The organism is Streptomyces sp. B93, from assembly GCF_018070565.1.
In the GTDB taxonomy this organism is placed as follows: domain Bacteria; phylum Actinomycetota; class Actinomycetes; order Streptomycetales; family Streptomycetaceae; genus Streptomyces.
This window is the reverse complement of sequence record NZ_JAGPXL010000026.1, coordinates 1-21,153: the sequence shown is the minus strand read 5'-3', so window position 1 is coordinate 21,153 and position 21,153 is coordinate 1. Positions and strand designations below refer to the sequence as shown.

18 protein-coding genes and 1 rRNA gene are annotated in these 21,153 nt (G+C 72.8%); 5 read left to right on the top strand and 14 right to left on the bottom strand.

The genetic code is table 11. The features are described 5' to 3' along the window. Nucleotides 1-87 precede the first annotated feature (87 nt). Nucleotides 88-714, bottom strand: coding sequence for an NUDIX hydrolase (locus KBY47_RS23140; protein ID WP_210923746.1), 627 nt, complete (start codon nucleotides 712-714; stop codon nucleotides 88-90). 107 nt (nucleotides 715-821) lie between these two features. Beyond that, nucleotides 822-2,486 carry a CTP synthase gene (locus tag KBY47_RS23135; RefSeq protein WP_210923847.1) on the bottom strand — a complete coding sequence of 555 codons (1,665 nt, stop codon included), beginning with the start codon at nucleotides 2,484-2,486 and terminating at the stop codon, nucleotides 822-824. 503 nt (nucleotides 2,487-2,989) lie between these two features. Between KBY47_RS23135 and KBY47_RS23130 the strand changes: the two genes are divergently transcribed. The 3 genes from KBY47_RS23130 to KBY47_RS23120 all read left to right on the top strand — a co-directional run bounded on the left by KBY47_RS23130 (nucleotide 2,990) and on the right by KBY47_RS23120 (nucleotide 7,933). After that, nucleotides 2,990-4,792: a glycoside hydrolase family 15 protein gene (locus tag KBY47_RS23130; RefSeq protein WP_210923744.1), complete on the top strand. Its 1,803-nt coding sequence runs from the start codon at nucleotides 2,990-2,992 to the stop codon at nucleotides 4,790-4,792. 70 nt (nucleotides 4,793-4,862) lie between these two features. Beyond that, complete coding sequence (locus KBY47_RS23125; RefSeq protein ID WP_210923742.1) at nucleotides 4,863-6,245, top strand: FAD-binding oxidoreductase; 1,383 nt, start codon at nucleotides 4,863-4,865, stop codon at nucleotides 6,243-6,245. A 35-nt stretch (nucleotides 6,246-6,280) separates the two neighbouring features. After that, a complete protein-coding gene (locus KBY47_RS23120) occupies nucleotides 6,281-7,933 on the top strand; it encodes a PucR family transcriptional regulator (RefSeq protein ID WP_210923740.1) in 1,653 nt (550 codons plus the stop codon). A gap of 7 nt (nucleotides 7,934-7,940) precedes the next feature. Here KBY47_RS23120 and KBY47_RS23115 read toward each other — a convergent pair whose 3' ends face one another. The 5 genes from KBY47_RS23115 to KBY47_RS23095 all read right to left on the bottom strand — a co-directional run bounded on the left by KBY47_RS23115 (nucleotide 7,941) and on the right by KBY47_RS23095 (nucleotide 13,262). Next, complete coding sequence (locus KBY47_RS23115) at nucleotides 7,941-9,077, bottom strand: glycosyltransferase family 4 protein (protein WP_210923738.1); 1,137 nt, start codon at nucleotides 9,075-9,077, stop codon at nucleotides 7,941-7,943. Between the two features lie 299 nt (nucleotides 9,078-9,376). Then, nucleotides 9,377-11,101 (bottom strand): DNA repair protein RecN, encoded by a 1,725-nt coding sequence (gene recN, locus KBY47_RS23110; RefSeq protein ID WP_210923845.1) that lies wholly within the window; start codon nucleotides 11,099-11,101, stop codon nucleotides 9,377-9,379. A gap of 160 nt (nucleotides 11,102-11,261) precedes the next feature. Then, a complete protein-coding gene (locus tag KBY47_RS23105) occupies nucleotides 11,262-12,167 on the bottom strand; it encodes an NAD kinase (protein ID WP_210923736.1) in 906 nt (301 codons plus the stop codon). Further along, complete coding sequence (locus tag KBY47_RS23100; protein WP_210923733.1) at nucleotides 12,164-12,979, bottom strand: TlyA family RNA methyltransferase; 816 nt, start codon at nucleotides 12,977-12,979, stop codon at nucleotides 12,164-12,166. Before KBY47_RS23100 ends, KBY47_RS23105 begins: the two co-directional genes overlap by 4 nt. Nucleotides 12,980-12,986: 7 nt before the next feature. Beyond that, nucleotides 12,987-13,262 (bottom strand): hypothetical protein, encoded by a 276-nt coding sequence (locus KBY47_RS23095; RefSeq protein WP_210923731.1) that lies wholly within the window; start codon nucleotides 13,260-13,262, stop codon nucleotides 12,987-12,989. A gap of 42 nt (nucleotides 13,263-13,304) precedes the next feature. On the opposite strand from KBY47_RS23095, the gene KBY47_RS23090 reads away from it, so the two are divergent. Further along, nucleotides 13,305-13,652, top strand: coding sequence for a sterol-binding protein (locus KBY47_RS23090; protein WP_210923729.1), 348 nt, complete (start codon nucleotides 13,305-13,307; stop codon nucleotides 13,650-13,652). Here KBY47_RS23090 and KBY47_RS23085 read toward each other — a convergent pair. The 4 genes from KBY47_RS23085 to KBY47_RS23070 are packed head-to-tail and all read right to left on the bottom strand — an operon-like array spanning nucleotide 13,636 to nucleotide 17,724. After that, the gene (locus KBY47_RS23085) at nucleotides 13,636-14,556 is read right to left on the bottom strand and encodes an ABC transporter ATP-binding protein (protein ID WP_210923727.1); all 921 of its coding nucleotides are present in this window, start codon (nucleotides 14,554-14,556) and stop codon (nucleotides 13,636-13,638) included. The genes KBY47_RS23090 and KBY47_RS23085 overlap by 17 nt on opposite strands. Continuing rightward, entirely contained in the window at nucleotides 14,553-15,599 is a 1,047-nt protein-coding gene (locus tag KBY47_RS23080; RefSeq protein ID WP_210923725.1) for an iron chelate uptake ABC transporter family permease subunit, read from the bottom strand. The genes KBY47_RS23085 and KBY47_RS23080 overlap by 4 nt, the downstream gene beginning before the upstream one ends. Then, nucleotides 15,596-16,639: an iron ABC transporter permease gene (locus KBY47_RS23075; protein WP_210923723.1), complete on the bottom strand. Its 1,044-nt coding sequence runs from the start codon at nucleotides 16,637-16,639 to the stop codon at nucleotides 15,596-15,598. Before KBY47_RS23075 ends, KBY47_RS23080 begins: the two co-directional genes overlap by 4 nt. 56 nt (nucleotides 16,640-16,695) lie before the next feature. After that, nucleotides 16,696-17,724, bottom strand: coding sequence for an HAD hydrolase-like protein (locus KBY47_RS23070; protein ID WP_210923721.1), 1,029 nt, complete (start codon nucleotides 17,722-17,724; stop codon nucleotides 16,696-16,698). A gap of 85 nt (nucleotides 17,725-17,809) precedes the next feature. Here KBY47_RS23070 and KBY47_RS23065 point away from each other — a divergent pair, with 85 nt between their 5' ends. Further along, complete coding sequence (locus KBY47_RS23065) at nucleotides 17,810-19,099, top strand: DUF1015 family protein (protein ID WP_210923719.1); 1,290 nt, start codon at nucleotides 17,810-17,812, stop codon at nucleotides 19,097-19,099. A gap of 75 nt (nucleotides 19,100-19,174) precedes the next feature. Here the strand turns inward: KBY47_RS23065 and KBY47_RS23060 are convergent, their stop codons facing one another. The 3 genes from KBY47_RS23060 to rrf all read right to left on the bottom strand — a co-directional run bounded on the left by KBY47_RS23060 (nucleotide 19,175) and on the right by rrf (nucleotide 20,943). Beyond that, nucleotides 19,175-19,897 (bottom strand): tetratricopeptide repeat protein, encoded by a 723-nt coding sequence (locus KBY47_RS23060; protein WP_210923843.1) that lies wholly within the window; start codon nucleotides 19,895-19,897, stop codon nucleotides 19,175-19,177. Further along, a complete protein-coding gene (locus KBY47_RS23055) occupies nucleotides 19,876-20,535 on the bottom strand; it encodes a hypothetical protein (RefSeq protein WP_210923861.1) in 660 nt (219 codons plus the stop codon). The genes KBY47_RS23060 and KBY47_RS23055 overlap by 22 nt, the downstream gene beginning before the upstream one ends. A gap of 291 nt (nucleotides 20,536-20,826) precedes the next feature. Next, nucleotides 20,827-20,943 (bottom strand): 5S ribosomal RNA (gene rrf, locus KBY47_RS23050). Nucleotides 20,944-21,153: the final 210 nt, after the last annotated feature.

Genomic DNA, 21,153 nt, shown 5'->3' with positions numbered 1-21,153 from the left:
CAGGCTTCGCGGCGATCCGGGGAGAGCGGGGCGGGGACGTCCCCCGATCGGATCAGGCGATCGTCACACCGGCCGCGCCGGGCCCGGTCAGGCCTCGAAGGGCCGCGCGGGCCACGGCGCCAGAGCCGGGCGCAGCGCGTCGAGTCCGTCGCCCGCGCGCGCGGCCACCAGGGACAGCACGCCGACCACGATGCAGTTGTTGTGCAGCTCCCCGGCGAGCACCCCCCGCACCAGCTCGTCGACGGGCACCCGCGCCAGCTCCAGGTCCAGCTCCTCGTGCTCGGCGGTGAACCGCTCGCCCTCGGCGTCGGACAGACCACGGGCGAGGAAGATCCGTACGGCCTCGTCGCAGCCGCCCGGGGTGGTGTAGACGTCGGTCAGCACCCGCCAGTCCTCGGCCTTGACGTGCGCCTCCTCGTACAGCTCGCGCTGCGCGGCGTGCAGCGGGTTCTCGCCGGGGACGTCGAGCAGCCCGGCCGGGATCTCCCACAGCTTCTGGCGCACGGGGTGCCGGTACTGCCGCAGCACCAGCACCCGGTCGGCGTCGTCGAGGGCGAGGACGGCGACGGAGCCGGGGTGCACCTGGTAGTCGCGGCGCACCACACTGCCGTCCGGCATGACCACCTCGTCCGTGCGGACGGAGGTCTTGTTGCCCACGAAGGGGGTCTCCGTCGCCCGGATCTCCCACTCCTCGGGGGTGTCCTTGATCGTCATGCCCTGTCCTTCCCCACACGTACGAAAGAAACCGGGGCGCGCCCCACCGCCTGCGAAATCGCCTGCGGATTGAGTGCGCGCGCCCCGGCCACCGTACAACTGTCGTGTTACTTCGAGGTCTTCCGCTCGACCGCGGCCTTCACGAGCCCCGCGAACAACGGGTGCGGGCGCGTCGGGCGCGAACGCAGCTCGGGGTGGGCCTGCGTGGCGACCAGGTAGGGGTGGACGTCGCGCGGGTACTCCACGTACTCGACCAGCTTGCCGTCCGGGGAGGTGCCCGAGAACTGGATACCGGCCTTCTTCTCCAGCTCCGCCCGGTAGGCGTTGTTCACCTCGTAGCGGTGCCGGTGCCGCTCCTCGACGTACTCCTTGCCGTCGTACACCTCGCGGACGATGGAGCCCTCGGCCAGCTTCGCCGGGTACATGCCCAGCCGCATGGTGCCGCCCATGTCGCCCTCACCGGCGACGATGTCCAGCTGCTCGGCCATGGTGGAGATGACCGGGTGGGAGGTGGCCGGGTCGAACTCGGTGGAGTTGGCGTCGGCGATCCCGGCCAGGTTGCGGGCGGCCTCGATCACGATGCACTGGAGGCCCAGGCAGAGCCCCAGCAGCGGGACGCGGTGCTCACGTGCGTACTGGATGGCGCCGACCTTGCCGGAGACACCGCGGTCGCCGAAGCCGCCGGGGATGCAGATCGCGTCCACGTCGGCGAGCTGCGCCTCGGCACCGGCGGGGGTGCGGCAGTCGTCGGAGGTGACCCACTTGATCTTCACCCGGGTCTTGTTGGCGAAGCCGCCCGCGCGCAGCGCCTCGGTCACCGACAGATAGGCGTCGGGCAGGTCGATGTACTTGCCGACCAGCGCCATGGTGATCTCGTGCGCCGGGTTGTGCACTCGGTCGAGCAGGTCGTCCCAGGTCGTCCAGTCCACGTCGCGGAACGGCAGGTCCAGCTTGCGGACCGCGTAGGCGTCCAGGCCCTCGGAGTGGACGGTCTTGGGGATGTCGTAGATGGAGGGGGCGTCGGGGCAGGCCACCACGGCCGCCTCGTCGACGTCGCACATCAGCGAGATCTTGCGCTTGATCGCGGTCGGCACCTCACGGTCGCAGCGCAGCACGATCGCGTCCGGCTGGATGCCGATGTTGCGCAGCGCGGCCACCGAGTGCTGGGTCGGCTTGGTCTTCAGCTCGCCCGACGGGCCGATGTACGGCAGCAGCGAGATGTGCACCACGAAGACGTTGTCCCGGCCGACCTCGTGCCGCACCTGGCGGACCGTCTCCAGGAACGGCAGCGACTCGATGTCGCCGACCGTGCCGCCCACCTCGGTGATCACGACGTCCACCTCGTCCGTCGCCATGCGGCGGATGCGGTGCTTGATCTCGTTGGTGATGTGCGGGATGACCTGCACGGTGTCGCCGAGGTACTCGCCGCGCCGCTCCTTGGCGATCACCGTGGAGTACACCTGGCCGGTGGTGACGTTGGCGGAGCCGTCCAGATCGCGGTCGAGGAAACGCTCGTAGTGGCCGATGTCGAGATCGGTCTCACAACCGTCGTTGGTGACGAACACCTCACCGTGCTGGAAGGGGTTCATCGTGCCCGGGTCGACGTTGATGTACGGGTCGAGCTTCTGCATGACCACGCGCAGTCCCCGCGCCTTGAGCAGCATGCCGAGGCTGGAGGCGGTCAGACCCTTGCCGAGCGAGGAGGCGACACCCCCGGTGACGAAGATGTGCTTGGTCGTCGTGGTGCTGTTTCGAAAAGCAGCGGGCGGCATGGCCAAGAGGGGGCTCCCGTGGTCGCGATCTGGAGGTGCGGCGTCGGGGGACCCCTGCTGTCGCGTCTGTCGCGTCGCTGTCGGGGGTGTCCACCGGTCCACGGGCTACCAGCGTATCAGCGCCCGGAGGGGATGGCGTCCGGCCACGCTGCGCGCACGCTCGGGCACGGACACGTACCGCTCAACCGGTTCTCACCCGTTCCTCACCCGGTGCTCACTCGTTCGGCGCAGCCGCGTTGTCCGGAGCGGCACGCGGATCATCTACGTGCGTCGTATCCTGCTCGGACACTCGCTGCCGAGCCGGCCGGTCGAAACGGCACACCCCCGCCCGTAACCACCGGAACAACGAGAGCTCGTCAGTTCGTTGAGAAATAATTGTCTTTTCGCTGTACAGCGACTCGACTGCATTGCTGTACATCTCAGCGACGCAATACAACGACCCCTTGACCGCACTAGCGACAGCCCCCGTGTGGGGTGACGTGGCCGTTCGACTGGAGTTGCACGTGGCCGGGCGTATCGAAGACTACGCACTCATCGGAGACATGCAGACCGCCGCACTGGTCTGCCGGGACGGCACAGTGGACTGGCTGTGCCTGCCCCGCTTCGACTCGCATGCCATCTTCGCCGGCTTGCTGGGCACCGAGGAGCACGGCTTCTGGCGCATCGGCCCCGCGCACGCCTCCGACGCACCGCCGCCCACGGCGGCCCGGCGCGGCTACCGCGGCGACTCGCTGATCCTGGAATCCGAGTGGGACACCCCCCGCGGCACGGTCCGTGTGACCGACTTCATGCCCCCGCGTGACGGCGCCCCGCAGCTGATCAGGATCGTGGAGGGCGTCTCCGGCCGGGTGCCGATGCGCTCGGCGCTGCGCATGCGGTTCTCCTACGGCCGGGTCGTGCCCTGGGTGCACAAGCACGAGGGCCGTACCGTCGCCGTCGCGGGCCCGGACTCGGTGTGGTTCGACACCGAGTGCGAGACCTACGGCAAGTCGCTGACGACGTACGCGGACTTCACCGTCGCCCCGGGCGACCGGATCGCGTTCACGATCTCCTGGCAGGCCTCGCACCGTGAGCCGCCACCGCTGCCGGAGCCGGAGCAGTCGCTGGAGGCGACCGAGGAGTTCTGGCGGGAGTGGGTGGAGCACTGCACCTACCACGGCCCGTACCGCGAGGCGGTGATCCGCTCTCTGATCACCCTGAAGGCACTGACGTACGCCCCCACCGGCGGCATCGTGGCGGCCCCCACCACCTCCCTGCCCGAGGAGATCGGCGGCGTCCGCAACTGGGACTACCGCTACACCTGGCTGCGCGACGCCGCGATCACCCTGTCGTCGCTGCTGCGCACCGGCTACCGCGAGGAGGCCCGCGCCTGGCGCGAGTGGCTGCTGCGGGCGGTCGCGGGCGACCCCGAGAACCTCCAGATCATGTACGGCATCGCGGGCGAGCGCGAGCTGGGCGAGGCCGAGCTGGACTGGCTGCCCGGCTACGAGAACTCCGCCCCGGTCCGGGTCGGCAACGGCGCCGCGCACCAGCTCCAGCTCGACGTCTACGGCGAGGTCACCGAGGCCCTGCACCTGGCCCACATGACCGGCCTCGCCCGCAACGACTACGCCTCCCTGCTCCAGCTGAAGCTGATCCGCTACCTGGAGGACCACTGGCAGGAGCCGGACGAGGGCATCTGGGAGGTGCGCGGCCCGCGCCGCCACTTCGTGCACTCCAAGGTGATGGCCTGGGTCGCCGTCGACCGCACCATCAAGCTGATCGAGTCCGGCGACGCGGACGGCCCGCTGGAGCGCTGGCGCGAGCTGCGCGACGACATCCACCGGGACGTCTGCGAGAAGGGCTACGACAAGGAGCGCAACACCTTCACCCAGTCCTACGGCTCCCGGGAACTGGACGCCTCGCTGCTGCTGATCCCGCAGATGGGCTTCCTGCCGCCGGACGACAAGCGGGTCATCGGCACCATCGAGGCCATCCAGCGCGAGCTGTCCACCAGCGACGGCTTCATCCTGCGCTACCCCACGGACGGCGAGAAGGCGGGCGTGGACGGCCTCCCCGGCGACGAGGGCGCGTTCCTCGCCTGCTCGTTCTGGATGGCGGACGACCTGGCGATGATCGGCCGGGTGGACGAGGCCCGCAAGCTGTTCGAGCGGCTGCTCGCCCTGCGCAACGACCTCGGGCTGCTCGCCGAGGAGTGGGACCCCCGCCTCCAGCGCCAGGTCGGCAACTTCCCCCAGGCGTTCAGCCACGTCCCCCTCATCGACACGGCCCTGCGCCTGACCGCCTCCGGCGCGTACGGCGGCTGACGCGCAGGCCGGGCCGCCCCTGCCTAGCCTGGAAGGAGACTCGAAACTCCTTCCCGGGAAGGGGGCGGCCATGGCTTCCCTCTCGAAGGCGGGCGCGGCCCTGACCGCGCTGCGCGAGGATCTCAGCGGCGCGGTGTTCGCCCCGGGGGACGAGGGCTACGACGACGCCCGGACCGTCTTCAACGCCATGATCGACCGGCGGCCCGCCGTGATCGCCCAGTGCGCCGACGAGGCCGACGTGGTGCGGGCGGTGCGGTTCGGGCGGGACCTCGACCTGAACATCGCGGTGCGCGGCGGCGGGCACAGCGTGGCCGGGATGGCGCTGAACGACGCCGGGCTCGTCATCGACCTGCGCCGGATGCACGGCGTGACCGTCCACCCCGGCGCGGAGGCGGTACGGGTCGAGGGCGGCGCCACCATGAGCCACCTGGACCGCGCCACCCAACCCCACGGCCTGGCGACCACCGGCGGCCGGGCGTCGACCACCGGCGTCGGCGGCTTCGTCCTGGGCGGCGGCACGGGCTGGCTGGACCGCTGGTGCGGCCTCGCCGCGGACAACCTCCTCGGCGTCGAACTCGTCACCGCCGACGGCGCCCGCACCCACGCCAACGCCGACGAGAACCCCGACCTGTTCTGGGCGCTGCACGGCGGCGGCGGCAACTTCGGCATCGCCACCGCGCTGACGCTCAAGCTGTACGAACTGCCCGAGTTCGCCATCGCCATGGTGCTCTGCCTGCCGGAGTTCGGTCCGGAGGTGGTCCGCACCTACCGGGACGTCATCACCCACGGCCCCACCGAGGCGGGCGGGGCCGTCCTCTACGTCACCGGCCCGCCGGAGGAGTTCGTACCCCCGCACCTCGTCGGCGAACCGGTCTGCGCCGCGCTGCTCACCTACGCGGGCGGCGAGCAGGACATGCGCAAGGTCGCCGAACCGCTGCTGGCGCTGCCGCACGAGGCGGAGATCGTCGGCGCGATGCCGTACGCCGACGTCCAGTGCATGCTCGACGACCCGCCCGGCCTGCGGAACTACTGGTCCGCCGAGTACCTCACGGGCCTCCCCGACGACCTCGTGGACGTCTTCTGCGCCCGCGCCGACACCCTGCCCGTCCCCACCGGCACCCAGCACGTGCTCTTCCCGCAGGGCGGCGCGATCGCCGACGGCCCGGCCGACTATCCCATCCCCTACCGGGACGCCCCCTGGTCGGTCCACCCCTTCGGCATCTGGGAAAACCCCGCCGACGACGAGCGCTGCGTGCGCTGGGTCCGTGACGTCCGCGCCGACGTCCGCCCCTGGTCCACCGGCGCGGTCTACCTCAACTTCATCGGCGACGAGGGCACCGACCGCGTCACGGCGGGCCTGGGCGCGGAGAACACCGCCCGGCTGGCGGCCCTCAAACGCCGGTACGACCCGGACAACGTGTTCCGCTTCAACCACAACGTCCGCCCCGCCTAGCACGCCCTGACCTGCGCGCGGGTAGCGTCCACCGCATGGACAGCCGTACGGACCACAGTCAGGGTGGGCACGACGCCGGGATCACCGTGCAGCGGGCGCTGGAGCTGCCCGGCCTGCGCAGCGGGCTCCCCGAGGTCGTCGCGGGCGCCGAACGGCTGCACCGGACCGTGCGCTGGGTGCACGCGGGCGAGGTCCCGAACATCGCCTCACTGCTCAAGGGCGGCGAACTGCTGCTGACCACCGGCTACGGCCTCGGCACCCGCCCCGCCGACCAGCGGGCGTTCGTGCGCACCCTGGCCGAGCGCGGCATCGCGGCCCTCGTCGTCGAACTGGGCCCGCGTTTCAGCCGGTTGCCCGCCACCCTGGTGGAGACGGCGCGCGCGGCCGGGCTGCCGCTGGTCCAACTCCACCGCGAGGTGCCGTTCGTGACGGTCACCGAGGAGATCCACACCGAGATCGTCAACGGCCACTACGCCCTGTTGCAGCGCGCGGAGGAGGTGCACCGCCGCTGCACCGAGGCGCTGCTCGGCGGCGGCGGGATCCCGCAGGTCCTCGGCATCCTGGCCGGCTTCGGCGACAACCCGGTGTTCCTGGAGACCGCCGACGGCCAGCTCCTGTACGCCGCCGGTGCCGGGCCCGAGGGAGCCGATCCGCTCCAGGTGTGGGAGGGGCTGCGGGGCCCGCACAAGGACGCCCCGCCGCCCGCCGGGTCGGTGCTGGTGGACGTGCCCGGCGGCGGCCCGGGGGCGGGCTCGGTGCGGGCCCGGCTGGTGCTGCTGCCGGTGCGCGCGCCGCTGGCGCCGGTGCACCGCATCGCCGCCGAGCGGGCCGCGGGCGTCCTGGCGGTGGTGCTGATGCAGGCCCGCCAGGAGGAGGAGCTGGCCGCGCGGGGCCGCGGCGACTTCCTCACCGACCTCGCCGAGGGCCGTATCAGCGCGGGGGACGCGCCCGCGCAGGCCCGCGTGCTCGGCTTCAAACCCGGGGACAGCCCGCTGCTGCCCATGGTGATGCGGCTCGGCGAGGCGCTGTCGCCCGGCGGCGGCTGGGCCGTGCTCGCGCGGGCCGTCGCGGAGGAGCTGGCCTCGGTGGGCGTACCGGTCCTGCTGGGCGTACGGCCGGTCGAGGGCCGGGTCCCGCTGCTGCTCGCGGTGCGCTCGGAAGCGGAGCGCGCGGCGGTCGCCGACCGGGTGGCCACGGCGCTGCGGGCCGGGGTGGAGCGGGCCGGGGTGCAGCGGCCCGGTGCCCGGCCCCCGGTCGTGGTCGTCGGCCCGGTCGGCGGCTGGGCGGCGGCCTCGGCGGGGCTGCGGCACGCCGCGGAGACCGCCACCGCCGCCCAGGGGCTCCCGGACCGGCCCTGGTACGACGCCCGCCGCCTCGACATCGACCTGCTGCTGTGGCGGCTGCGCGACCACCCCGACCTCGCGGCCTTCGTCGACCGTGCCGTCGGCCCGCTGCGCGACCACGACCGCCGCTCCCGGCCCCCGCTGCTGCCGACCCTGGAGACCTACCTCGCCCATGCGGGCCGCAAGGCGGAGACGGCCCGCGAGCTGCACCTGAACCGGCAGACGCTCTACAACCGCCTGGCCCGCATCGGCGAGCTGCTGGGCACCGACCTCGACGACCCGCAGACGGTCCTCACCCTGAGCCTGGCGCTGCGGGCCCGCCGCCATGTGGACCCGAACGCGTGAGGGGCCGTCAGCTCAGCGGCCGAGGCTGCGTCAACTCGTCGTAGACGCTGAGGACCTGGGCGACCGTCTCGTCCTCGGTCGGCCAACTGGCGGCCTGCCGGACGCCCTTCTCGGCCAGCTCCTCCCGCCGCGCCGGATCACCGAGCAGCCGTACGACTGTGTCGGCGAGCGTGTACGGGTCGCCGTAGGGGATCAGCTCGGCGGCGTCGCCGACGAGTTCGGGCACCCCGCCGACCCGGGTCGCGACGAGCGGCACGCGCGCGTGCAGGGCCTCCTGCACGAGCACGGAGCGCGACTCCCACCGGCTCGTCAGCAGCGCCAGATCGGCGACCGAGAGCAGCTCGCCAACGTCGTCCCGGCGGCCGAGCAGCCGGACCGGCAGTTCCTCGGCGTCGATCCGGCGCTGCAACTCCGCCCGCAGCGGCCCCTCCCCCGCGATCAGCACCAGCGGCGCGGGCTCCAGGCGGTGCCAGGCGCGGGAAGCGTCCAGCAGGGTGTCGTAGCCCCGGTGCCGGTCGAGGGAGCCGACGGCGAGCAGCAACGGGCGGCCGAGGGCGCCGAGTTCGGCGAGGATCTTGGGCGGCAGCCGGTCGGGGTCCTCCGGGTCGGGGGCCGGGCGGCGGCCGGGCAGGGCGACCGCCGCGAGCCGTGCGTCGCGTGCCCCGCTGCGGCGGGCCCGGTCGACCAGGTCCGAGGTGGTCCCGAGCACCAGGGTGGCCGCCCGGACCGCCCGCCGCTCCAGCATCCGCAGCAGATGGGCCCGCGCGCCCTCCGCGTGCGCCCGGTTGTGCCAGGTGACGACGAGCGGGGTGCGCCGTCCGCCGAGCGCCAGGGCGGTACGGAAGGAGGCGTGCAGCCCGTGCGCGTGCACCAGGTCGGCGTCGGTGCAGGCCGCCCGCAGCGCCGCGACGGACGCCGGGTCGCTGCTGCGCGGGACGTGCACGTGGTCGGCGCCGACGCCCGTGAAGTCGTAGGCGCGTTCGGCCTCGACGGGGGCGCACACCGTGACCCGCACGCCCCGCGCCACCAGCCCCGCCGTCAGCGAACGCACGTGCGCGCTGCTGGCGACGCTGCCTCCGCCCAGCACCTGCACGGTGCGCAAGGACGGCTGGCCGTGCGGTGAGTGGCTGGTCACGAGGCTCACGCGGCCGGGGCTCCTGGTTCGGCGACGGGCGGTTGGTTCGGCACGGGCGGTTGGTTCGGCGACCCACCGGCGGTTGGTTCGGCGACCGGCGGTCACGAAGAAACGTACAGAAGGAACGGGCGGCCGCACTGCACCGCGCGTTTCCCCCGCGCACCCCGCCAAGGATGCCAGGCCATCCGCCCCTGACGGCAACGCCGGGGTCACCGACCGCGGTCAACCACCGAGTCGGGTCACCCACAAGGGTGAGAGCGGGGCACTTTTGTACGAACCGCCGCCGAACCGCCGCCGAACCGCCGCCCCTACACCTCGCCCCGCGCCGTCGCCAGCAGCTCCTCCGCGTGCGCCCGGGCCGTCTCGGAGTCCTCCTGCCCGGCCAGCATCCGCGACAGCTCCCGGATCCGCTCCTCGCCCTCCAGCACCTTCACACCGGACCGGGTCACCGACCCGTCGTTGGTCTTCTCCACCAGCAGCTGCCGGTCCGCGAACGCGGCCACCTGCGGCAGATGCGTCACCACCACGACCTGCGCCGACTTCGCCAGCCGCGCCAGCCGCCGTCCGATCTCCACCGCCGCCTTGCCGCCGACGCCCGCGTCCACCTCGTCGAAGAGGTACGTCGGCACGGGGTCCGTGCCCGCGAACACCACCTCGACGGCCAGCATCACGCGCGACAGCTCACCCCCGGACGCCCCCTTGGCGATCGGCCGCGGCGGCGCCCCCGGGTGCGGCGCGAGCAGCAGCTCCACCTCGTCCACGCCCGACGGCCCGTAGGCCACCGTACGGCCGCCGACCTCGACACCCTCGGGGTCCTCGGTCTGGCGGATGTCGAAGGACACGCGCGCGTGCGGCATCGCCAGCGAGGCCAGCTCGGCGGTCACGGCGGCGGCGAACCGCTCGGCGGCCTCCGTCCGGGCGTCGGTCAGCGCCTGCGCGAGACCCCCCAGCTCGGCCCGCAGCGCGTCCCGCTCGGCGGTCAGCTCCCCGATCCGCTCGTCGTCGCCGTCCAGCTCGGTCAGCCGCGCGGCACCCCGCTCCGCCCACGCGAGCACGGCGGCGGTGTCGACGTTCTCGCCGTACTTCCGGGTCAGCGCCGTCAGCGCCGCCCGCCGCTCCTCCACCGCCGCGAGCCGCAGCGGATCGGCGTCCAGGTCGTCGGCGTACCCCGCCAGCTCCCCGGCGACATCGCCCAGCAGGATGCCGATCTCCCCGATCCGGTCGGCCAGCGCGGCCAGCGCCGGGTCATGGGACCGTACGGCCTCCAGCGCCCGGTGCGCGCCCGCGACGAGCGTGGAGGCGTCCACGCCCTCGGGGTCCTCGGGGTTGCCCGCGAGAGCGGCGTGCGCGGCCGTCGCGGCGGACGCCAGCGCCTCCGCGTGCCCGAGCCGCTCGGCCTCCTCCGCCAGCTCGGCGTCCTCACCGGCACGCGGTTCGACGGCGGCGATCTCGTCGAGGCCGTAGCGCAGCATGTCGGCCTCCTGGGCCCGCTCACGCGCGCGTGTGGTGATCTCCGCCAGCTCGGCGGTGACCGCCCGCAGCCGCCGGTACGCCTCCGTGTACTTCCCGAGCGGTACGGCGACGGCGTACCCCGCGTACCGGTCGAGCGCCTGCCGCTGCCGGGACAGCTTCAGCAGCCCCTGCTGGTCGGTCTGCCCGTGCACGGCCACCAGCTCGTCGGCCAGCTCCGCCAGGACCCCCACGGGCACACTGCGCCCGCCCAGGTGCGCCCGCGACCGCCCCTCGGCGGAAACGGTACGGCTGATGAGCAGGGTCCCCTCGTCCAGCTCGGCCCCGGCCTCCTCGGCGCGCACGGCGGCCGCCCCGTCCTCGGGCACGGCGACGCGCCCCTCGACGACGGCGTTCTTGGCGCCGATCCGCACCAGCGCCGCGTCCGCCCGGCCACCGAGCAGCAATCCCAGGCTGGTGACCACCATGGTCTTGCCCGCACCGGTCTCGCCCGTGACGGCGGTGAACCCCGGCGACAGCTCGACGACCGCGTCATCGATGACACCGAGCGACCGTATCCGCATCTCCTCAAGCACGGACACGACCTTACGAGGTCCAGCGGCCCCAGTGCGAGGCGCCCTGTCACCCGGGCGAGTGGACCGACCTGAAGGGGCGCGGGGAACTGCGCGACAAGCCACCACGCACCCGCACCCGCCGAATCACCGAACCGCCCCCCACAGATGGCTAGTGCGGCGCCCCGCGCCACCCAGAAACCGGCAACGCGAACTTGGCGACCAACCGATCGGTGAACGACGCATGATGCAGCCGCGCCAACCGGACCGGCACCGCCCCCCGCCGCACCTCCACCCGCGCCCCGGGCGGCAACTCCACCGTCCGCCGCCCGTCACACCACAGCACCCCCGGCGGGACGTGCGGCAGCATCTCCACCGCCAGCACCGAGTCCGGCGAGGTCACGAGCGGCTTCGCGAACAGCGCGTGCGCGCTGATCGGCACCATCAGCAGCGCCTCCACCTCCGGCCACACCACCGGCCCGCCCGCGGAGAACGCGTACGCCGTCGAACCGGTCGGCGTGGCGCACACGATCCCGTCGCACCCGAACCCGGTCACCGGCCGCCCGTCGATCTCGAGGACGACCTCCAGCATCCGCTCCGCGGACACCTTCTGCACGGCCGCCTCGTTCAGCGCCCAGTCGGTGTGCACGATGTCGCCGTTGCTGTGCACGACGACGTCGACGGTCATCCGTTCCTCGACCTCGTACGCCCTGCTGACCACCCGGTCGACGACCTTGTCGAGGTCGTCGCGCTCGGCCTCGGCGAGGAACCCGACCCGCCCGAGGTTGACGCCGAGCATCGGCACCCCGGACGCCCGCGCGAACTCCGCGCCGCGCAGCAGGGTGCCGTCACCGCCGAGGACGATCAGCAGCTCGCACCCGTCGAGGCACTGCGGGGTGGCCTCCTTGACGAGCTGCACGCTGTCCGGCAGCGGCAGGTCGGCCGCCTCGGCCTCCAGTACCCGCACGCCGATCCCGGACCGCAGCAACCCCTTCACCACCAGCTCGGCGCTGCGGATGGCGGCCGGGCGGCCGGTGTGGGCAAGGAGGAAAACAGTACGAACGCTGTTCGGTGTCAACGTGGCCCCTCCGCAACTGCACGGTCGACGTCGGCCGGGTCCAGTCGGTCGGCCCCGGCCCGCAGCCACAGAAAGTACTCCACGTTGCCGGACGGCCCGGGCAGCGGACTGGCCGTCACGCCCCGCACGCCGAGCCCCAGCTCCCAGGCCCGCCCGGCGACCCCGCGCACGGCCTCGGCCCGCAACTGCGGACTGCGCACCACTCCACCGCTGCCCAGGCGCTCCTTGCCCACCTCGAACTGCGGCTTGACCATCATCACCAGATCGGCGTCCGGCCTCGCACACCGCACCAGGGCGGGCAGCACCAGCCCGAGCGGGATGAAGGAAAGATCCCCCACGACAAGATCCACAGGCTCCCCATCGATCGCCTCAAGCGTCAACTCGCGTACGTTCGTACGGTCCTTGACGGTGACGCGTTCATCGCTCCGCAGAGTCCACGCGAGTTGTCCGTATCCGACGTCGACGGCGACGACGTGCGCGGCGCCCGCCCGCAGCAGGACGTCGGTGAAGCCCCCGGTCGACGCCCCGGCGTCCAGCGCCCGCCGCCCCTCGACGGCCAGTCCGCGCGGCACGAAGACGGCCAGCGCGCCCGCGAGCTTGTGCCCGCCCCGTGAGACGTACTCGGGATCGCCCTCGTCGGCCGCGACGACGATCGCGGCAGCGGTCTCCACCTGCGTGGCGGGCTTGGTCGCCACGGTCTTGCCGACGCTGACCCGGCCCGCGGCGATCAGCTGGCTGGCGTGCTCGCGCGAGCGCGCGAGCTTCCGGCGGACCAGCTCCGCGTCGAGACGGCGACGTGCGACTCCTGCCACGTTCGGTTCAGCTCCTACTGCCGTACGAAGACGGGGGCGCCGGAGGTCCCGGGCGGGCGTCGAGCGCGGTGAGCGCGTCGCGCAGCCCCCGGTGTACATCCTCGTACACCTCGACGTGTCCGTCCGTGGCGAGGTGGTCGGCATCGGCCAGCCGCGCCAGCTGGGCGTCGACGCCGGCGTCGCCGGTGGGCTCGCGGGGCACGTTCAGCGGGGCGGGCGCGGCGGGGCCGGCCGCGGGCGCCTCCGGCTCGGCCACCGCCTCCTGGGGAACGGGTTCGTGCATGCCCAGACGCTACCTCGAACCGCTGCGGTACCGTCGGTCCCGATGGCCACGATCGAGGAGTGCCGGGCGGCACTCGACAAGCTCTCGGACAACATGCGGCACGCCGAGGGGGGCGTCCGCGACGCGACGCACCTGGACCGCTCGGTGAGCTGCCACATCAAGGACCTGGACGTCACCTTCGTGGGCCGGATGGCCGAGGGCCGGATCGAGGTCCATGACACCGTCCAGGGCCCGCCCCGCGAGAGGGCGCAGATCCGGCTGGCGCTGACCGGCGACGACCTGCTGGCGCTGGTCGACGGCGAGCTGCACTTCGCCCGCGCCTGGGGTTCGGGCCGGGTCCGGCTGGAGGCGGGTCTGAGGGACCTGTTCCACCTCAGGAAACTGCTGTAGCCCCCGCCTTCCCGACGGCTTCGGCGACGGTCTTCCGCGTGGCCCTGGCCTTGCGCGCGGCGGGCACCACCAGCGGCGTCCCCGTCTCGGGGCAGTCGATGACCTGGCAGCCGAGCCCGAAGACCTCCTCCACCAGCTCCGCGGTGACGATGTCGCCGGGCGCCCCCTGTGCGACGACCTTCCCGTCGCGCAGCGCGATGAGGTGCGTGGCGTAGCGGGCGGCATGGTTCAGGTCGTGCAGTACGGCGACCAGGGTCCGCCCCTGCTCCTCGTGCAGCTCCGCGCACAGGTCCAGCACGTCGATCTGGTGCTGGATGTCGAGATACGTCGTCGGCTCGTCCAGCAGCAGCAGCGGCGTCTGCTGGGCGAGGGCCATCGCGATCCACACGCGCTGGCGCTGTCCGCCGGAGAGTTCGTCGACGTACCGGTCGGCCAGCTCGGCGACGCCGGTCTGCCGCATGGACTCCTGGACGACCCGCTCGTCCTCGGCCGACCACTGGCGCAGGATGCCCTGGTGCGGGTAGCGGCCGCGGCCCACCAGGTCGGCGACGGTGATCCCGTCGGGCGCGATCGACGTCTGCGGCAGCAGGCCGAGGGTGCGGGCGACCTTCTTGGCGGGCATCGACTGGATGACCTGCCCGTCGAGCAGCACCCGGCCCTCGTTCGGCTTGAGCATCCGCGACAGCGCCCGCAGCAGCGTGGACTTGCCGCAGGCGTTCGGGCCGACGATCACCGTGAAGGAGTTGTCGGGTATCTCCACCGACAGCTGTTCGGCGATGACCCGCTGGTCGTAGGCGAGGGTGACGTTCTGTGCGGACAGGCGGTTCACGGTGCTCCCTGGGTTGTTCGGCTCACGGTCGGCGCCACGGTGCGGCCCGGTGCTCGGCTGCGGCCTGGTGCTCATATCCGCCCCGCCTTGCGCTCGGTGACGAGGAGCCAGAGCAGATAGACCCCGCCCAGCACACCCGTGACCACGCCGACGGGCAGCTGGTCGGCGCCGAAGAGGCGCTGCGAGGCCCAGTCGGCGGTGACCAGGAGGGCGGCGCCCATGCACACGGAGGGCACCAGGTTCGGTCCCGGCGTGCGGGTCAGGCGCCGGGCGAGCTGCGGCGCGGTGAGCGCCACGAAGCTGACGGGTCCGGCGGCGGCGGTGGCGGTGGCGACGAGCAGGACGGCGGCCACCAGCAGCAGCATCCGCAGCCGCTCCACCCGCACCCCGAGGGCGTACGAGACGTCGTCACCCATCTCCATCATCCGCAGCCCCCGCCCGCCCGCGAGCACCAGCGGCACGAGGACGGCGCACAGGACGAGCAGCGGCCAGACCTGGTCCCAGCCGCGGCCGTTGAGCGAGCCGGTCATCCACACCACCGCGCGGGAGGCGTCTACGAGGTCGGCCTTGGTGAGCAGATAGCCGTTGACCGCCGTGACGATCGCGGAGACACCGATGCCGACCAGGACGAGCCGGTACCCGTGCACGCCCCGCTTCCAGGCGAGCACATAGATGGCCAGACCGGTCGCCAGGCCGCCGACGAGCGCGCCGACGGTGACCTCGGTGGCGTCCCCGGACATCAGCACGATCACGGTCAGCGCGCCGGCCGTGGCGCCCTGCCCGAGGCCGAGCACGTCCGGGCTGCCCAGCGGGTTGCGGGAGATGGCCTGGAACAGCGCGCCGCCGAGCCCCAGCGCGGCCCCGACCAGCAACCCGACCAGGACCCGGGGCAGCCGCAGCTGGTTGACGACGAACTCCTGCATGGCGTTGCCCCCGCCGAACAGCGTCTTGACGACGTCCCCGGAGGACATCTCGAAGTCCCCGGTCCCGATGAGCACCACACTCGCGGCGAACGCGGCGACCAGCAGCAGGACGACGACCGTGACGGCCCGCACGTCCACCCGTACGGAGAACCCGCCGGGGGTGCGCAGGACACGGTTGGCGCGTTGGGTCTTCACAGCTGGGCCGTCCTCCGCCGTCGTACGAGAAAGATGAAGACCGGCCCGCCGAGGATCGCGGTGACGATGCCGACCTGGAGTTCCGCGGGCCGCGCCACGATCCGGCCGAGCACATCCGCGCCGAGCAGCAGCACGGGCGACAGGAGAGTGGCGTACGGCAGGATCCAGCGCAGGTCGGGTCCGGTGAAGGACCGCACGACGTGCGGGACCATCAGGCCGACGAAGACGATCGGCCCGCAGGCCGCGGTCGCCGCTCCGCACAGCACGGTGGCCGCCAGCATCGCCAGCGCCCGGGTGCGGTTCAGGTTGGCGCCGAGGGCGCGCGCGGTGTCGTCGCCCATGGCCATGGCGTTGAGCGGCCGGGCGAGCGCCAGCGCGAGCACCACCCCGGCCAGCAGGAAGGGCAGCACCGGCCGGATGGTCTGGTCGGTCGCCGAGTTCAGCGAACCGACCGTCCAGAAGCGCATCTTGCCCAGCGCCGCCGAGTCCATGATCATCACGGCCTGGAGGTAGCCGAAGAGCGCGGCGCTGATCGCCGTACCGGCGAGGACCAGCCGCACCGGCGTCGCCCCCCGGCTGCCGCCGAGGAACCACACCAGCGCCCCCACCCCGGCCGCACCGGCGAAGGCGAACCACACATAGCCGCTCAGGCTGGTGACGCCGAAGAAGGTGATGGCGGTGACGACGGCTGCGGACGCGCCCGCGTTGATGCCGAGCAGGCCCGGGTCGGCCAGCGGATTGCGGGTCAGCGCCTGGAGCACCGCCCCCGCCAGCCCGAACGCGGCCCCGGCGAGCAGGCCGAGCCCGGTCCGCGACAACCGCTCGTCGACGACGACGTCGCCGTAGGTCCCCGAGTTCTCGAACAGGCCGTGCCAGACCTGCTCCAGGGACAGTTCCTTCGCCCCGATGGCGATGCTCGCCAGCGCGACGAGCACCAGGACCAGCAGGGAGACGAGCAACCCGAAGGAACGTATCGCCCGGCGGTTCGGGGACGCGGGGGCGGCTTCCGCGCGCTGCGCGGGAGGACTCTCGACCAACACGCAGTTAGGTTAGCCTACCCTGTTATTTGATCAAGATCCCGAGCCTCCGCACCCCCCTACAGTCCCAGCCGCGCCAGCGCCTTCCCCCCGTCCAGCTCGCACACCCCGTCCCCGGCCGCCGTCCACGCCGCCGCGCACAGCGCCCGCAACCCGTCGAGGGCGCCCCCTTCCCCCTCGACCTCCAGCCGCTCCGGACCCGCCACCGCCGTCCAGCCCCCGCACCGGAAGCCGCCGTCCACCGCGACCACGTCCGGCTGCCCGGTCAGCATCCCCCGCAGATCCGCGTCCACATAGGTCGGCCGGAACCGCGGCGCCGCCCTGAGCAGTTGCGCCCCGTCGGTCACGCCGGTCAGCACGAGCAGCGAGTCGACGTCCCCGTTGAATGCCCCCTCGATGTCCGTGTCCAGCCGGTCCCCCACCACCAACGGCCGCTTCGCCCCCGTACGCAGGATCGTCTCCCGGTGCATCGGCGGCAGCGGCTTGCCCGCCACCTGCGGCTCCGCGCCGGTCGCGATCCGCACCACCTCCACCGCGGCCCCGTTGCCCGGCGCGATACCCCGCGCGCTCGGAATCGTCAGATCGGTGTTGGACGCGAACCACGGCACCCCGCGCGCGATCGCGTAACAGGCCTCGGCGAACCGCCCCCACGGCAGCTCGGGGCCGCCATAGCCCTGCACCACCGCCACCGGCTCGTCGTCCGCCGACTCCACCGGCACCAGGCCGCGCTCCCGCAGCGCCACCCGCAGCCCCTCGCCACCGATCACCAGCACCCGCGAGGCCGCGGGCACCTGCTCACTGATCAGCCGCGCCACCGCCTGCGCCGAGGTGATGACGTCCTCCGCCGCCGAAGGTATCCCCAGCGCCGTCAGATGCGCCGCCACGGCCTCCGGCGTACGCAACGCGTTGTTCGTGACATACGCCAGACGCATCCCGCCCGCCCGGGCGGCGGCCAGCGACTCCACCGCGTGCCGGATCGCGTGACCGCCCGCGTACACCACCCCGTCCAGATCGAGCAGCGCCGTGTCGTACGCCTCGCTCAGGGCCCGCCCACTGCCCCCGGGCCTCGTCCTGACGCTCCGGCTCATCACCACATCGCTCCTCGCCCATCCTGGTCCGCTCGCGCTTTCCCCCGATCATCGCGCATCCCACTGACACACGTACGATGCCGGGATGAACGCAGCAGGTCACTCGGAAGCAACGGAGCGCCGAGGCCTCGAACTCACCCCGTTCCGAGGCCTGCGCTACGACCCCGACCGGGTCGGCAGTCTGGCCGCCGTGACATCACCGCCGTACGACGTCGTGGTCCGCCCCGACGGCCTGCACCACCTGGAATCGGCCGACCCGCACAACATCGTCCGTCTGATCCTCCCCCAGGCCATCACCCCCACCGCCCGCAACGAACAGGCGGCCCGCACCCTGCGCCGCTGGCGCACGGAAGGCGTCCTCGCCCCCGACCCCGAGCCGGGCCTGTACGTCTACGAGCAGACCGACCCCGACGGCACCCTCCAGCGCGGCCTCATCGGCGCCCTCCGCGTCACCGACCCCGCCGACGGCCTCGTCCTCCCCCACGAGGACGTCATGCCGCACATCGTCGCCGAACGCGCCGACCTGATGCGCGCCACCTCCGCGAACCTGGAGCCCCTCCTCCTCACCTACCGCGGCGACCACGCCTCCCCGGCCGCGGACATCATCGAACGCACCGCCGAGAAGCCCCCGCTCCTCGCCACCACCACCGAGGACGGCGTCGCCCACCGCCTCTGGACGCTCACCGACCCGTCCGACATCGCGGCCGTCCGCGCCGACCTCTCCGGCCACCAGGCCCTCATCGCCGACGGCCACCACCGCTGGGCCACCTACCGCCGCCTCCGCGCGGACCACCCCTCCCCCAGCCCCTGGGACCACGGCCTGGTCCTGCTCGTCGACACCGTCCGCTACCCCCTGCGCGTCCGCGCCATCCACCGCCTCCTGCACGGCCTCCCGGTCACCGACGCCCTCTTCGCCGTACGGGACCTGTTCCGCGTACGACGCCTGGAAGCGTCCCTCCCCGAGGCCCTGACCGCCCTCGCCGACGCCGCCCACGCGGGCAACGCCTACCTCCTCGCCGGAGACGGCGCCTACCACCTCCTGGACCGCCCCGACCCGGCCTTCCTCGCCCGTACGGTCCCCACCGACCGTCCGCCGGCCTGGCGCACCCTCGACGCCACGGTCCTGCACACCGCCCTCCTCGCCCACGTCTGGCACGTCCCCGAGGACTCCCCCGCCCACATCGCCTACATCCACGACGCCGCCGCCACCGTCGCCAAGGCCGAACACGACGGCGGTACGGCGGTCCTGATGCACCCGGTCCGCGAGGACGTCGTCCGCGAGCTGGCCCGCGAGGGCGTCACCATGCCCCGGAAGTCGACGTCGTTCGGCCCGAAGCCCGCGTCCGGACTGGTGCTGCGCGCACTGGAGCGGTGACGGAGCCCGAAAACGACGAAGGGGCGGAACCCCGGTCTCCCGGAGCCCCGCCCCTTCCTCTCATCCGCTCAGCCGTCAGCCCTGGTCGCCGCGCTCGCCCTCGGAGGCCTCCCGCTCCTCGTCCAGCGCGTCCATGAACTCGACCCCGTCCAGCTCCGCGAGCCGGTCCGAGGCGTCCGTGCTGCCGTCCCGGTCGGCCTCCACCGCCTTCGCGAACCACTCCCGCGCCTCACCGCGCCGCCCGGCCGCGAGCAGCGCGTCGGCGTAGGCGTACCGCAGCCGCGCGGTCCACGGCTGCACGGCGTTCGACGCCAGCTCGGGGCTCTGCAAGGTCACGATCGCCGCGTCCAGCTGACCCATGTCACGCCGGGCACCCGCCGCGACGAGCCGCATCTCGACCTGCCCGGCCTTGTCCAGCTTCTGCACCTCGGGCGCACCGGCCATGTCCAGCGCCTTCTCCGGCCGCCCGAGCCCACGCTCGCAGTCGGCCATGAGCGGCCACAGGTCCACCCTACCGGTCATCCGCCGCGCCGCCCGGAACTCGGCCAGCGCCTCGGCGTACTTCTGGTTCGCGTACGCCGCGAACCCGGCCGCCTCCCGTACGGCGGCGACCCGCGACGCCAGCCGCAGCGCCACCCTGGAGTACCCGTAGGCACCTTCGGGGTCGTCGTCGATCAGCCGGGCGACCATCACCAGGTTCTTCGCGACGTCCTCGGCGAGGGTCTTCGGCAGGCTCTGAAGCTCCTGCCGTACGTCCTTGTCGATCTCGTCCCCGGTCACGTCCTCCGGAATCGGCAGCCGCTTGATCGGCTCCCGGTCCCGCTCACGCTCATCCCGGAACCGCCCACCGCCACGGCGGTCATCGCGCCGGTCGTCACGGCGGTCGTCGCGCCTGTCGTCACGCCCACGGAACCCACCGGGCCGCCCGGAACGCTCATCACGACGCGGCCCACGCCCCCGGTCGTCACGCCCCCGGAACCCACCACGCGCGGGACGCTCCTCACCACGCCGCTCAGGCCGACGCCCGTAACCACGCTCGCCGTCACGGCGGTCGTCCCGCCTGTCGTCACGGCGGTCGTCCCGCCTGTCGTCACGGCGGTACGCAGGACGGTCGCCGTCCCGCCGGAACCCACCACGGTCCCCACGCTCGGGGCGGTCAGTCCGGTCATCGCGCCGGAAGCCACGGTCGCGATCCCGCCCACGGTCGTCCCGACGGAACCCACCACGGTCATCGCGGCGCTCATCGCGTCGGTCGTCCCGCCTGTCGTCACGGCGGTCGTCCCGCCTGTCGTCACGCCGGTACGCAGGACGGTCGCCGTCCCGCCGGAACCCACGATCCCGATCCCTGTCCCGGTCCCGGTCGTCCCGCCGAGGCGCACCCGCCCGGTCGTCACGCCGACCGTAGCCACCGCGGTCACGGTCACCACCGCGATCACGATCCCGATCACGGTCATCCCGCCGGAAGCCACCACGCTGACCGCGGTCGCCCCGGTCACCACCCCGATCACGGTCACCGCCGCGCCGAGGCCCGCCACGGAACCCCCCGCGATCCCCGCGATCGCCGCGTTCCCCACCGTCCCGTCGCCGCGGGTCGCGCTCCGGTCGGTCGTCGGGAGAGTTGGTGGACATCGGGTGACTCCTGTCTTAGGTACTGCAAATCATTAAACAACGAAAGGACCCCTGGCCCCAGCTGAACGCTGGTGACCAGGGGTCCTCCCTCAAAGATTGTTCGGCGGCGTCCTACTCTCCCACAGGGTCCCCCCTGCAGTACCATCGGCGCTGTAAGGCTTAGCTTCCGGGTTCGGAATGTAACCGGGCGTTTCCCTCACGCTATAACCACCGAAACCCTATTGGTTTCGAGCGAACAAGCACACTCTTCATTTGTCTGTTCTGCTCAAAGCCGACAACTGTTCGTTGTCTCAGAACTAACACAGTGGACGCGAGCAACTGAGGACAAGCCCTCGGCCTATTAGTACCGGTCAACTCCACACGTTACCGTGCTTCCATATCCGGCCTATCAACCCAGTCGTCTACTGGGAGCCTTACCCCATCAA